General features: G+C 74.7%; 11 protein-coding genes. 3 read left to right on the top strand and 8 right to left on the bottom strand.

The window, feature by feature from the left end; all coding sequences use genetic code 11:
* Positions 1-92: 92 nt before the first annotated feature.
* From WME97_RS11155 to WME97_RS11145, 3 genes are read left to right on the top strand one after another with little or no spacing between them, the layout of a single operon-like run.
* On the top strand, positions 93-1763 hold the full coding sequence (locus tag WME97_RS11155; protein WP_437551880.1) for a protein kinase domain-containing protein: 1671 nt from the start codon (positions 93-95) through the stop codon (positions 1761-1763).
* Between the two features lie 7 nt (positions 1764-1770).
* Positions 1771-4389 carry a Kelch repeat-containing protein gene (locus tag WME97_RS11150; protein ID WP_437551879.1) on the top strand — a complete coding sequence of 873 codons (2619 nt, stop codon included), beginning with the start codon at positions 1771-1773 and terminating at the stop codon, positions 4387-4389.
* A complete protein-coding gene (locus WME97_RS11145; protein ID WP_437551878.1) occupies positions 4386-5399 on the top strand; it encodes a hypothetical protein in 1014 nt (337 codons plus the stop codon). Before WME97_RS11150 ends, WME97_RS11145 begins: the two co-directional genes overlap by 4 nt.
* Positions 5400-5414: 15 nt before the next feature.
* Here the strand turns inward: WME97_RS11145 and WME97_RS11140 are convergent, their stop codons facing one another.
* The 8 genes from WME97_RS11140 to WME97_RS11105 form a co-directional block, all read right to left on the bottom strand.
* Positions 5415-5891 (bottom strand): hypothetical protein, encoded by a 477-nt coding sequence (locus WME97_RS11140; RefSeq protein WP_157906600.1) that lies wholly within the window; start codon positions 5889-5891, stop codon positions 5415-5417.
* A gap of 369 nt (positions 5892-6260) precedes the next feature.
* On the bottom strand, positions 6261-7418 hold the full coding sequence (locus tag WME97_RS11135; protein WP_437551877.1) for a hypothetical protein: 1158 nt from the start codon (positions 7416-7418) through the stop codon (positions 6261-6263).
* A 90-nt stretch (positions 7419-7508) separates the two neighbouring features.
* A complete protein-coding gene (locus WME97_RS11130; RefSeq protein ID WP_437551876.1) occupies positions 7509-7883 on the bottom strand; it encodes a response regulator in 375 nt (124 codons plus the stop codon).
* A gap of 55 nt (positions 7884-7938) precedes the next feature.
* Positions 7939-9402: an ATP-binding protein gene (locus WME97_RS11125; RefSeq protein WP_437551875.1), complete on the bottom strand. Its 1464-nt coding sequence runs from the start codon at positions 9400-9402 to the stop codon at positions 7939-7941.
* On the bottom strand, positions 9399-10085 hold the full coding sequence (locus tag WME97_RS11120) for a response regulator (protein WP_437551874.1): 687 nt from the start codon (positions 10083-10085) through the stop codon (positions 9399-9401). Before WME97_RS11120 ends, WME97_RS11125 begins: the two co-directional genes overlap by 4 nt.
* 58 nt (positions 10086-10143) lie before the next feature.
* A complete protein-coding gene (locus WME97_RS11115) occupies positions 10144-10380 on the bottom strand; it encodes a hypothetical protein (protein ID WP_437551873.1) in 237 nt (78 codons plus the stop codon).
* An 11-nt stretch (positions 10381-10391) separates the two neighbouring features.
* Positions 10392-10934: a Spy/CpxP family protein refolding chaperone gene (locus tag WME97_RS11110; RefSeq protein ID WP_437551872.1), complete on the bottom strand. Its 543-nt coding sequence runs from the start codon at positions 10932-10934 to the stop codon at positions 10392-10394.
* 275 nt (positions 10935-11209) lie between these two features.
* The gene (locus WME97_RS11105; RefSeq protein WP_437551871.1) at positions 11210-12787 is read right to left on the bottom strand and encodes a hypothetical protein; all 1578 of its coding nucleotides are present in this window, start codon (positions 12785-12787) and stop codon (positions 11210-11212) included.
* Positions 12788-12941 lie beyond the last annotated feature (154 nt).

The raw sequence follows: 12941 nt of genomic DNA, 5'->3' as shown, positions 1-12941 counted from the left end.
CGGGCAGGCAGCGGCGCGCGGGCAGGCAGCGACGTACAGGTGCGCGAGACCATGGCTGTGCGAGGCCAGCAAAGTTAGACTGCGTTCGCTCCATGCCGCCGCGCTCCTCCTCCGCGCCCGCCTCGTCGACGGACTCGACCCCGCGGCCCGAGAGCGCGAACCGCTCGTTCGCCTCGTCTGCGGCGTTCCCGCGCGCCAGCGCTCCGGACTCGCTCGACCCGGAGCTCATCGATCCGTCCCTCGTGACACCGCCTCCGGAGGCCGGCACGCCGTCGCCCGCTCCGGGGAAGGCGGCGCGGCGCATCTACCGCGAGGGCGACGTGATCGGCGGCAAGTACCGCCTGCGCTACGTCCTCGGCGAGGGCGGCATGGGGATGGTGTGGCTGGCCCACAACGACGTCCTCAACATCGACGTCGCCATCAAGTTCATCCGGCGCGAGGTCAACTCGACCGAGGCGACGGTGCGCCTCCACCAGGAGGCGCGCGCTGCCGCGCGGATCGATCACCCCTCGATCGTCCGCGTGATCGACTTCGGGGAGTCAGAGCACCGCGACCCGTACATCGTGATGGAGGTGCTCCGGGGAGAGCAGCTGGTCGAGGCGATCGAGCGCAGGAAGCGCTTCTCGCCCACGGCGGCGCTCCGCATCCTCCTGCCCATCGCGAGCGCCGTCGCCGCTGCGCACGACCGGAGGATCGTCCACCGCGATCTCAAGCCCGAGAACATCTTCCTCGTGAAGAACGATCGCGGCGACATCACCCCGAAGATCGTCGACTTCGGCATCGCCAAGGTGTGGAGCGAGACGGCGAGCGGCGAGATGACCAAGGCGGGCACGGTGCTCGGCAGCCCCGATTACATGTCGCCCGAGCAGGCGCGCGGCATCACCGACGTCGACGGGCAGACCGACGTCTGGGCGTTCGCCGTGGTGCTCTACGAGACGATCACCGGCCAGAAGCCGTTCCAGGGCGGCAACTACCACGACCTCGTGGCGGCGATCCTCGTCAAGGATCCGACGCCGATCACCGCGCTCGGCGTGGGCGACGAGGCGCTGTGGGCCATCATCGCGCGCGGCCTCGGGAAGGAGCGCTTCAACAGGTGGCGCACCATGCGCGAGATGGGCGTCGCGCTCGCGCGCTGGGCGACCGAGAACGGCGTCGTGGAGGACGTGACCGGGACCTCGCTCGCCGTGCACTGGCTGAGCGACGGCGAGCAGCGGCCCCTCTCCGAGCGGCCGGCGGTGCGGGCGCAGCAGCGGCGCATCTCCGAGCGGCCGGCGGTGCGGGCGCAGAGGAGCAGCGAGGACCACCAGGAGGTCGCTGTACACCCTGTCCACCAGGAGGCCGCTCGCCCGACCGGGGACCGGCGGCGCGTCGCCGTCGTCGCGGCGGCGGGGCTGGCGACGCTCGTGATCCTCGGCGCCGCGCTGTTCTCCCTGCGCGCCATGACCGCGCGGGACGGCAGCGCCGAGCCCGCGCCTGCGGCGCCGCCCGCTGCGTCGCAGGTCCAGCCGCAGGCCGCCGCCGCACCATCGACCGCACAGGGCCCTGCGCCCGAGAGCCGCCCCGAGCCAGCCCGCACGGCCGAGCCGCAGCCCTCGGCCGGCGCGGCCCGCCTCGGACCGGCCGAGAGCCCCACCGCGAGCGCCCACGCGCGGGAGCCCGCGCCGGCGCCCCGGAGCGCCGGCTCGCGACGGACCGCGCCCTCACGGGCGGGCGCGAAGACCTCTGGCGCTGCCTTGCCGGTCCCGGCCCGGCCGAACTTCTAGCGTCGCGATGTCTTCCCAGGAAAGCCCCGCGCGCGAGACGCGACATCGAAGGCCGACGACCGGCGCGCGCTGGCCGCTGCTGCTCGCGCTGGCCGTGCTCACCGGCGCCTGCTCGCTGCTCGCGGAGAGCGCCCTCTCCGACAAACCTTCCGAGGGCGGCCACGGCGCGACCTCGACGGGCGGCGGCTGCGCGCCCGACTGCCCGGACGGCGCCTGCTGCGGCGGTACGTGCGTCGCGCTGGGCGAGAACCGGGAGCACTGCGGCGCCTGCGGCAACGCGTGCGGTGACGGGGAGTCGTGCTGCGGCGGGTCGTGCACCAACGTGCTGAACGACCCGTCGCACTGCGGCGCGTGCGGCGTGCCGTGCCCGCACACCCTCTGCGTGGGCGGCCACTGCTCGTCCGAGTGCGTCTTCGGCTTCGACAACTGCGACGGGAACGTCGTCACCAACGGCTGCGAGGTCGATCTCAAGAGCGATCCCGAGCGCTGCGGCGGTTGCTCGCTCCGTTGCCCCTCGGGCGCGATCTGCGACGCGGGGCAGTGCGCGTGCGCGCCGCCGCTCCTCGACTGCGACAACCTCCACGACACCGGGTGCGAGATCGACAGCTCCTCGGATCGCGCGAACTGCGGCGCCTGCGGCGTCACCTGCGGGCCGAACAAGGAGTGCCGGGCCGGCGTGTGCGGGTGCGCTCCGGGGTACGCCGACTGCAACGGCTCGCCCGACGACGGCTGCGAGGCCACGCTCGGGACAGAGGCGGACTGCCGGGCCTGCGGGGATGCCTGCGCGAGCGGCATGATCTGCGATGGGAGCAGCGGCTGCGCCTGCGCGAGCGGGCGCCTCGACTGCGACGGCGCGCCCGGCTGCGAGGCGATCGCCATCGACCCGACGACCTGCGGCGCGTGCGACGTGCGGTGCGCGCCGGAGGCGGCCTACTGCGACGGCGTGGCGTGCGCCGCCGGCTGCGCCGCCGGCCTCGCCGTGTGCGACTCCTCGTGCGTCGACACGCAGCTCAGCCCGTTCCACTGCGGCGCGTGCGGCGTCGCCGCGGGGCCGCATCAGCGCTGCGACCGAGGCGAGCTGGTGTGCGACGAGGGCTTCGCGGACTGCGACCCGATCGCCCCGGGCTGCGAGTCCGATCTCACCAGGGATCCGCGGCACTGCGGCGCGTGCAGCACCACCTGCAAGCCGGGCGCCGTGTGCGTCTCCGGCGCGTGCGCGTGCGGGGCGCTCACGCCGCACGACTGCGGCACGGCCTGCCGCGCCTGCTGCTCGGACGAGGACTGCTCGGACGGCGACGGCTGCACCGCCGACGTGTGCGAAGACGGCGGCGCGAGGTGCAAGAGCACGGGCTGCGCCGACGGAGAGCAGTGCTGCAGCCTCGTCGCGTGCCGCCAGTGCTGCACCAGCGCGGACTGCAGCGGGGGCGAGATCTGCTCCGGCGGCGCCTGCATCCCGCCCTGCGGAGGCGGCCTCGTGGCCTGCGAGGGCAAGTGCGTCAGCCTGGGCTCGGCCGAGCACTGCGGCGCATGCGGGAACGCCTGCCTGAGCGGGCGCGAGTGCCGCACCGGCCAGTGCACCCCCGCGTGGGCCCCGATGACGAGGGCCGGCGCGCCCGCGCCGCGGCAGATGGCCGCGGCGACCTGGATCGGGAACGCGCTCTTCCTGTGGGGCGGCCGCACGTCGGTCGGGGACGTGGGCGACGGGGCGCTCTACGATCCGGCGCGCGACACCTGGTCGACGCTGGGCAACGAGGGCGCCCCCTCGCCGCGCGTGCTCGCGGCCGCGGCGTGGACGGGCTCCCGGGTGCTCGTCTGGGGCGGCGGCTCGTTCGCGAGCCCCTTCGGCCTGTCCACCGGCGGCGTGTACGACCCGGCGACGCGGACCTGGCGCGCGATGAGCACCACCAACGCCCCCGCGGCGCGGCGGATGCCGATCGGCGTGTGGACCGGCACGCGCCTCCTGATCTGGGGCGGCAACGAGGGCGGCGCCCCGGTCGCCGGCGGCGGGCTCTACAACCCGGTCGCCGACGCATGGACGCCGGCCTCCAGCGCCGGCGCGGCCCCCGCGCGCGAAGGCGTCGCGTGGGCCTGGTCGGGCACGGAGCTCTACCTGTTCGGCGGGGAAGCCGGCGAGGCGACAACGAACGAGGGCTACGCCTACAACCCCACCACCGACGTGTGGCGGTCGCTGCCCAGCGCCGACGCGCCGAGCCCGAGGACCGAAGCGTTCGCGGTCTGGATGGGCGATCGGCTCCTCGTCTGGGGCGGGCAGGACCAGGAGGGCGGCGCCCGCAAGGGCGGCGCTATCTACGATCCGGTGGCCGACGCGTGGCGCGGGATCGACGACAAGGGGGCCCCCTCGGAGCGCAGCCGCGTCGAGCGGCGCACCGGCTGGACCGGGTGGACCGGCGCGCACGCGCTCGTCGCCGGCGGGCGGAGCGGCCTGACGCTCAGGCGAGACGGGAAGCTGTACGATCCGATGACGATGGCGTGGGGAGCGAACATGTCGGCCGCGGGCAAGCAGCACACCTACGGCGTGGGCGTGTGGACGGGGACCGAGCTCATCTTGTGGTCCGGGCTCGAGGGGTTCTCGCTGGTGCCCGACGGGGAGCGGTTCAGGCCGTGACGCCGCGGCGGACGCGCCCGCTCTCGGGCGCCCTGGCGCTCCTCGTCGCGGCGGCGATGCTCGCCGCCCCCGCGCCCGCCGCGGCCCAGAGCGCGGCCGACGTCGCAGTCGCGCGCGAGATCTTCATCGAGGCCTCCGAGCTCGCGAGGCAGGGGCGCTGGGAGCAGGCGCGGGAGCGGTACGAGCGCTCGCTCGCGATCAAGCGCGCGCCGATCACGCTCTACAGCCTCGGGGTGGCCCAGCAGCAGACGGGGCAGCTCGTCGAGGCGCTGGAGAACTTCCGCGCGTTCCTTGTCGAGCCGTCCGCGCCTGCGACAAAAGGGTACGAGAAGCTCGCGCGGCAGGCGATCCAGGAGCTCGAGCACAAGGTCGCGGCGCTCGAGCTGCGGCTCTCCCCGGGCGACGCCGCCGGCCTCGAGGTGAAGATCGACGGCGTCGTGGTGCCCGCGGCGGCGCTCGATCGCCCGCGCCCGGTCAACCCGGGGGATCACACGGTGACCGCGAGCGCGCCGGGCTACCGCGAGGCCGAGCGGAGCGTCGCAGCGGCGCCGGGGAGCCGCGCCGTCGTCGTGCTGAGCCTCGAGCGCGAGGTCGTCGCGCCGGCAGCGCCCGCCGGGCCGAGGGTGTCCTCGACGAGCGCTCCAGCGAGCGTCGCTCCGGCCAGACCGGTCCTGCGCGGCGCCGCGCCGAGCTCCGCGCCCGACGCTGCGCCGAGCCGCGTGGTGCCGATCGTGCTGGTCGCCGGCGGTCTGACCACCGTGGCGGCCGGCGCGGCCATCGGGCTGCTCGGGGTCGCGAGCGCGTCGGACGCACCGACGCGGGACGGGGGCGCGGCCGACGCCGCGCGCGCCCAGGCGCTCGCGGGCGACATCGTCGCCGGCGCCGGCCTCCTCGCGGCGGGCGTCGGCGTGCTCGTGATGGTCTTCGACCGCGATCCCGCCGGCGCCCCGCGCAAGCAGCCCCCGCCGCGCGCCGCCCTCGACCCGTTCCGCCTCACCGTGCGCTTCTGACCTCCGACGCGGGAGCTAGGCCTTCGGCATCTCCCTGCGGTCGAGGTTCACCACCACGAACGCGCCGTAATTCAGGACCGTGAGCGAGTCCTCGTCCACGATGAGCACGCGGACGCACTGGGGAGGAGACGGCGCGAGCAGGTCGACGTACGGATCGAACGGCGCCTCGTCCACGGGCGGCAGCACCGCGTGCAGGAACTCGTGGAGCCGCGCGCGGTGGTCGACGATGACGCTCGCGCCCGGCGCCTCCGCGCTGCCCCGCGCGTCGATCCGGAAAAACGCCCGGCGCGCCGCCGGGGACACGACGAGGATCGCCGCGTCCGTCACCTCGATCTCGCTGGACGTGCACAGCCGCTCCACGCGACGGCTCACGGCCTCCTCCACCGTCTGGAACAGCCGCAGCCGCCGGCGCTGCCCTTCCGTGAGGCCCGGCTCCTCGATGTACGCCTCGAGGCTGCACCCGCGCATGTTCCGCTCGCACCCGTACGTCATGCGTCTGCACCGTGGCTCGGTCTGCTCACCCGCCTCTGGCAGCCGGGTCGGACAGCCGTCACGCCTCCCCGCACGGGCGCTCATGCACGGGATTAGCCAACACCCCCGGCACCGCGGCGCCGCTCCAGGGTTGGTCGCGGTCTCCACGGTTTCCATCGCTCGCGGTCAGCGACCGGGACGCACGCCTGCGTCCTGGAAGACCGCACGGCCGCGCGGCGGGAGATGCAGGCGCGAACGCTCGCACGGAAGTGCACAGCCGCCAGGGCGATGCGCTCACACCGCCCGATGCGCGAGAGCCGCTCCGTGTGCCCCGGGCGGCAGGGCGTGGCCCCGGCGAGAGCTGCCGCGCCCCCGCCCGGCGGACCGGCGCTACTGCGCTGCCGGCGCCGCGAACTTCGCGGTGAGCTCCACCTGGGCGACGCTGCGCTGAGCGGCGGCCTGCTGGGCGGTGGCGCCGGGCGGCACAAGCAACGCCTGGAGCCGCTGCGAGGCGTCGGCCACGCCGGGCACGAAGCTCGACGGCGACCAGGTGAGCGTGCCCTTGCCCGAGGAGTCGAGCCGGTCGATGGTCATCGTGATCTCCCCGTTCGGGCTCGGCAGCTTGAGGTCGGCCCCTTCCGCGTACTGGCGCGTGTCCACGCTGAGCGAGACGACGCCTCCCTCCACCTTCTCGATCTTGAAGACCCGGTACCGCAGCACCGGCAGCTGCGCGCCCGACGCCACCACGCGATCGGTGACCATCCAGTAGGCGCCTGCGCCGACGGGCTTGTCCGGGAGCGGCGGCGTGAGGAGCGTGATGGCCTCCCCGAGCGCGCCGATCAGCGGCTGGAGCCCTGGATCGGCGTCCTTGGAGAGCTCGAACTGGAGGTTGCTGACCGCGTTCGCCGGCGAGAGCTCGTACCGCAACGCGCTCCCCTTCAGCTTCGCGAGCGCGTCGGCGAGCTGCTTCGGCGGGCCGCCGATCGACATCGAGGCGAGCATCGCCGACGTGATCTTCGCGATCACCCTCGTCGGAGCCGCGCTCGCCGCGGGCGCGGCCGCGCCCTCCTTGGGCGCGTCCGCCGGCTTCTCCGCCTTGAAGCTCACGCCGAGCTCCAGGTTCGGCAGCCCCTGCGGCCCGCCCATGCGCAGCCCGAGCGTGATGTCGAGCTTCTGCTCGGATTTCGGGTCGATCTTCGGGGCGAGCCTGGCCCGCGGCTCGCTGCCGTCGCTGACGACCTCGATCTTGTAAGGCACGTCCTTCGGCAGCGCGGCGGCCGCTTCGGACGCCGAGAACACGCCGCTCTCCGGCGGCCCGCCCGCCGCGCCGCCCGCCGCTGGCCCCTTCTTCTCGGTGCCGCCCGCCGCCGCCTCCGCGAGCGCCGCGCCGAGCTTGCCGCCGACGACCGGCAGCGGCGGGCCGGCGTCGAGCGCGCCGGCGTCGGCGGCGACCTGCGCCTTGCTCTTATCCCCCTCGCAGCCCGCGAGCCCCGCGAGGGCGACCGCCGCGAGCGTCGAAGCCATGACCCAGCGCCACCGAGTGTCCATGACGGCCGGGTGTAGCCAAAACGGGCGCCATCTTCCAGCGCTCCGTTGCGTTGCGCCGACGGACGGCTCCCGTCGGGGCGGGGCCTCGCCTCAGGCCCGCCGCGCGGCCTTGAGCCCGCCGATGTGCTCCAGGAGCTCGAGGGGCCGGAACGGCTTGGCGTAGTAGGCGGTCGCGCCGAGCTTCAAGGCGCGGGCGCGCGCCTCGTGATCGTCGAGGGCGCTGATCACGAGGATCGGCAGGCCGGAGGTGCCCGGGTGCGCGCGGAGGCGCTCGCAGACCTCGAAGCCATCCATGCTCCCGGGCAGCATCAGGTCGAGCAGCAGCACGTCGAAGGGCTCGGTCAGGGCGCGCTCCACCGCCTCGCGGCCGGTGCCCACGCCGATCACCTCGTGACCACTCGCTCCGACCAGCGCCTCGATCATGCGCCGGATCGCGTCCTGATCTTCGCAGAGGAGGATTCGCATGGTCGCGAGCACGGGGAGCGTCGCACCCGCCCCATCGCGCGGTCAAGCGGGAACGCTACGCGCGGCGAGGGCGGGCCGCTCTGTCTGCTCTGTTTGCTCTGATTGCTCTGTCTGCTCTGTCTGCTCTGTCTGCTCTGTTTGCTCCGTCTGCTTCCCTGTCGCGTCCCTGTGGGCGCGCGGCGCTGGTTGGCGGACGCAGCGCGAGCTCGATGCCGACGCGCGCCCCGCCGCCCTCGCGGCGCTCGGCGAACGCGCGGCCCCCGTGCGCCTCGGCGATGCGCTTGCACAGCGCCAGGCCGAGGCCGAGCGAGCCGCGCTCGGCGCCGCTCTCGCCGCCCTGCCCCCGCTCGCGCCGGAAGAACGCCTCGAAGATGCGCGTCTCCTCCCCGTCCGCGAACCCGGGCCCGCGATCCTCGACCTCGAAGACGACGCCGCGCTGGCCGCCGGGACGGACCCGCAGCCGCTCGGCCCCGCCAGCGTGCGCGCGCGCGTTCTCCAGCAAGTTGGCGAGGGCGCGCGCCAGCAGCGTCGCGTCCGCCTGGAGCGCCGGCGTCCCCTCGACGACCTCCAGCAGCGTCGGATCCAGCCCTGCGCGCTCCAGGGCGCGGATCCCGGCCTCGGCCGGGTCGAGGCGGGCCACGGTGAGGGCCGCGAAGTCGAGGCGCGAGCTGGCCAGGAGGTCGCCGACGAGCGCGTCGATCTCCATGACCTCGCGGTCGAGGTCGTCGAGCACGCAGGCGCTCGGCCCGCCGCCCTCGCGGGCCATCTCCGTCAGCAGGCGGATGCGGGCGAGCGGCGTGCGGAGCTCGTGCGACACGGCGGCGAGGAGCTCTCTCTGGTCAGCGATCTGGCGCTCGATGCGCGCGGCCATGTCGTTCACCGCCTCGGCGACGATGCCGACCTCGCCCTGCTGTCCGTGGCAGTCGAGCCGGACGCGGCTCGACAGCTTGCCGGCCCCGATTTCGTGCGCGACGTGGGCGAGATCGACGAGCGGGCGGGCGAGGCGGCGCGCGATGAGGCCCGAGGCCCCCCACATGACGATGGCCACGGCGAGCAGCGGCAGGGCGAACCGGAGCGATCCGCCGGAGCGGCCGCGGGCGGGGCAGAGGAGCACGGTGCCGAGCGGCCCCCCCTCGTCGCGGACCGGGGCGACCAGGGTCTGCGCCCGGCAGGGCTGGCCGTACCTCGCGAGCCGCCGCCCGGTCGGGTCGACGAGCTCCAGGTCAATCTCGAGATCCTCGGCGAACGCGCGGGCGAGGGCGTCGCGGGCCGCGGGATCGCCCCATACGCGCTCGAACTCGTGGGCCACGAACGACTGGGCGCGGGCGTGCTCGCGCCGCCAGCCGGAGTTGCCGACGCGATCGATGGCCCCGATCGTGGCGACGGCGGCGAGCGCGGTGATCAGGATGGTCGCGCCGAACCACATGAAGATCCGGCGGTGCAGCCGCGCGCTCACGAAGCGGCCGATCGAGACCTTGCGCCCGTTCTCGTAGAGCCAGGACCGGTACCGCCTCCTCACACGCGGTCCTTGGCGAGCACGTAGCCGACGCCGCGCACCGTCTTGATGAGCCTCGGCGACCTCGGGTCGTCGGACAGCTTCTGCCGCAGGTGCGAGATGTGCACGTCGACCGTCCGCCCGCCGACGTTGACGTCGCCGCGGCCGGCCTCCTCGAGGAGCGCGTCCCGGGCGACGACGCGGCCGGCGCGCCGCGCGAGGGCGACGAGGATGTCGAACTCGATGCCGGTGAGATCGGCGGGCTTGCCCGACACGGTGACGACGCGGCCGGGCACGTCGATGGCGATGTCGCCGGCCACGATCCGCTCGCCGGCGGCGTCGGGCGTGGCCCGCCGGAGCACCGCACGGAGGCGCGCGAGCAGCTCGCGCGGGCTGAAGGGCTTCGCGATGTAGTCGTCGGCGCCGATCTCGAGGCCGACCACGCGATCGGCCTCGTCGCCGCGGGCGGTGAGCATGAGGATCGGCATCGAGCTCTTCTGCCGAATGCGGCGGACGACCTCGATGCCGTCCATGCCCGGCATCATCACGTCGAGCAGGACGGCGTCGAAGGTGCCCGCGGCGAGCGCCGAGAGGCCGCGCGCGCCGTCGCACGCGACGGTCACCGCGAACCCGTTCTGCTCGAGGTAGCTCGCGAGCAAGGCGTGGAGCCGTGTGTCGTCGTCGATGAGCAGGAGCCGCAGCGCCATGGAAGGACCCGGGGGGCAGGTGCGGCGGCGACCGGCCGCCGCTCACCCCTTGTATAGCTCAGGGACCCGCGCCGGTGTCGGCGTCGGCCGCCGCGGGCGCGTGGACCGCGCGCGGGGCGCCCCGCGGCCAGGAGCGATCGGCCTCCCGCGCGGCGTCCACGCAGATGGAGGCGACGTGGCGCTGGAAGGCGTCGCGGCGGGCCTCCGCCCGGCAGCGCAGCGAGGAGAAGCCGGAGGCGAAACCGGCGACGGTGCCGAGCGCGAGCAGCGCGATGGTGATCTGGCGTCGCATCATGGTCTTCTCCTTCACGCCCACCGGCCGTGGGTCCTGTAGGGATCGTCGCCGCGCCACCCGGCCCTGCCGGACCACATGTCGCGGAACGCGGCCGGCCCGATCTCGATGAGATCGGCGAGCTGCTCGCGCTGGCGGTCCTCGAGCACGGCGTGGACCTTCCCGAGCGCGCCGACCGCGGCCCTGCGCAGCGACTCGATGGCCGTGTCGTGGCGCGCGAAGAGCTCGCCGAGGCGCGTCTCGTCGAAGCTCGGGCTCCGCATCGCCGCCGCGACGTCCGCGCGCGTGCTGCGGATCTCGCTCCGCTGCGCCTCAGCGGCGGCGCGGAGCTCGTCGATGGCCGCAACGATGACCTTCTCCTGCGTCGGCGTGGTGCCGAGCCGATCGAAGAGGAAGGACAGGAAGAAGCGACGGCGGAAGCCGTGCCCCCCGAAGCCGCGCCGCCCGAAGAAGCGCGGCCCAGCGCCCCAGGGCGCACCGCAGTCGTACCTGCAGCCGCGCTTCAACGTCATGACGAGGCCTATCAGACAGGCCGTTCCAACCACGAATCCCAGCATGATGCGTACCCTCCGTGAGCGTCTCCGCCGTCGATCCGTGCACGGGGCGTGTGCGCGCGGCCTCGGTTCGTCCGAACGCGGGCGCCGCCCCGGGCAGCAACGACCGGAGCCGCAGACGCGCGGCTCCGGGACACCTCGAAGCTGCGCAGCGCGTGTGAAGGATGTTCAGGAGCGCGTGTGAAGAAACATGAAGATCGCCGCGGGCAGCGCGGCGCGGCGCCATGACGGAGGGGCGCGCCATCCGCTCGCGGACGGCGCTCCGCGCTCCGGCGGCGCTACTTCACCGACTCGACATCGCCGATGTCGTCGAGGTCATCCTTGGGTTTCCCGTCGCCCGAGGTCGCCCACGGATTCGTGCGCTCGCTCTCGGGCGCGCCGCGGTCGCCGTCTTCGTCGTCGTCCTCCTCTTCGAGGTCGTCGAGCGACTCGACCTTGGCCCCATCCGGCGAGGCGCTCGGCGCAGGCGGCGTCGACGCGCGCGACGCCGGGGGCGCGGGCGGCGTCGATGCGCGCGGCGCAGGAGGCGTCGACGGGCGCACCGCCGGAGGGGGCGGCGTCGATGCGCGCGCCGACGAGGTGCCAGGGTCGCTCGGGAGCCTGTTGCGCGACGGCTCAGCCCCCTGCGGTGAGACCGCCGCCGCGGCGCCCGCCGCTGCGAGCGGCCTCGCGGCGATCGCGCTCGGCGGCGTGATGCCGCCGGCGGCCTTCGGCCCCGCGGGGGAGCCGGCCGGCGGGCTGCTCACCGACGCCGCGAGGCCCCCCGGCGGCGAGCCGGCCGCCCCGAAGAGCGCGGCGCTCACGGCGGCCTTGCCGGCCTGGCCCGCGTCGGGCGCGCCGCCGGACGAGCCGGAGGCCGGCGCCGACACGGGCCCGCCGCCGGACGACACAGGCGCTGACGCCGCCGGGCCCGACACGGGCCCGCCGGACGCCGACGCCGCCGGCTTCGACACGGGGGCGGAGGCCCCCGGCGCCGATGCAGGCGCTGCCGCTCCGGCCGGCGGAGCGGCAGCGGGCGCGCCGCCGCGGCCGGACGACAGCTCCACCGGCGCCGCCGCCTTCGGCGTGGCGGCCCGCGGCCCGTCGAAGCGCATCGCCTTCTGCGCGAGCTGCACCACCGGGAGGATGTCGCGCGGCGGGATGTTCGCGGCGATGACGTCCGGCCCGGCGATCGCGAGCTCGCCGTCGGCGTGGAACGGCACGCCCGGGCGCTCGCGCTCCTGCTTGAGCCGCGCGTTGTCGATGGCGACGCGGATCTCGAGCGGGATGCGGGTCTGCCACAGCCGGCCGTCGATCGCCGTGCGCACGTCCCACGGCGTCAGGATCGGCGTCCTGCCGATGCCCTCGAACGGGCTGCGATCCGCGAGCAGCGCCTTGAGCAGCCAGGCGACGATCTCCTGGAGCTGCGGCGTGTCCTGATCCCACGGCATCGAGTCCCGGAAGAACTGCCAGTAGCCGCCGGCCGGGCCGTACACCGCGAGATCGCGCGGATCGAACGCGTCCTCGAACGCGCGCGGGGTGATGTCGCCCTCGTCGATGACGGAGTCGATGAGCGCGCCCTGGAAGTCGGGCGTCTTGCGGCGGGCGGCCTTGGGCGAGAGGCCGGTGAGGGACGTCGTGATCTGCTGGCGCACGTCGCTCCGCTCGCGGAACCAGCCCATCCGCTCGACCGCGCCGAACTGATCGCGCAGCTTGACCGGCGTCCACCACGGCAGATCGAGCTCGCGCAGCCGCGCGATCAGCTCGGCCACGAGCTGCAGCGCCGGCTCGCTCGCGAGGTGCACGCGCGCCTCTCTCCTCAGCGTCTCGTCGTCCTTGCTATCGGGATCCCGGTGCTGCAGCGATCGCTCCGCCATCGTTCCTCCGTGCTCCCCCGGCCGCACTGCTCAATACCAGAACCGGATCCGCGGCGGACAGCCAGCCCGCGCGCGGCCGCGAAGAGCGATCCGCGCGCCGCGGCGCAGCGCTCGACGCGGCACGGCGCGCGCCTTCAGCGGACCGTCAGGATGT

Origin of the sequence: Sorangium sp. So ce367 (assembly GCF_051520455.1) — a bacterium.
In the GTDB taxonomy this organism is placed as follows: Bacteria; Myxococcota_A; Polyangia; order Polyangiales; family Polyangiaceae; genus Sorangium; species Sorangium cellulosum_B.
This window is presented reverse-complemented; position numbering and strand designations above follow the sequence as displayed.

Excerpts from the sequence above, each read along its gene's own strand:
- WME97_RS11115 (WP_437551873.1), bottom strand. The coding sequence starts at position 10,380 with ATGATGCGACGCCAGATCACCATCGCGCTGCTCGCGCTCGGCACCGTC.
- WME97_RS11135 (WP_437551877.1), bottom strand. The coding sequence starts at position 7,418 with ATGGACACTCGGTGGCGCTGGGTCATGGCTTCGACGCTCGCGGCGGTC.
- WME97_RS11130 (WP_437551876.1), bottom strand. The coding sequence starts at position 7,883 with ATGCGAATCCTCCTCTGCGAAGATCAGGACGCGATCCGGCGCATGATC.
- WME97_RS11110 (WP_437551872.1), bottom strand. The coding sequence starts at position 10,934 with ATGCTGGGATTCGTGGTTGGAACGGCCTGTCTGATAGGCCTCGTCATG.
- WME97_RS11140 (WP_157906600.1), bottom strand. The coding sequence starts at position 5,891 with ATGACGTACGGGTGCGAGCGGAACATGCGCGGGTGCAGCCTCGAGGCG.
- WME97_RS11105 (WP_437551871.1), bottom strand. The coding sequence starts at position 12,787 with ATGGCGGAGCGATCGCTGCAGCACCGGGATCCCGATAGCAAGGACGAC.
- WME97_RS11155 (WP_437551880.1), top strand. The coding sequence starts at position 93 with ATGCCGCCGCGCTCCTCCTCCGCGCCCGCCTCGTCGACGGACTCGACC.
- WME97_RS11120 (WP_437551874.1), bottom strand. The coding sequence starts at position 10,085 with ATGGCGCTGCGGCTCCTGCTCATCGACGACGACACACGGCTCCACGCC.
- WME97_RS11150 (WP_437551879.1), top strand. The coding sequence starts at position 1,771 with ATGTCTTCCCAGGAAAGCCCCGCGCGCGAGACGCGACATCGAAGGCCG.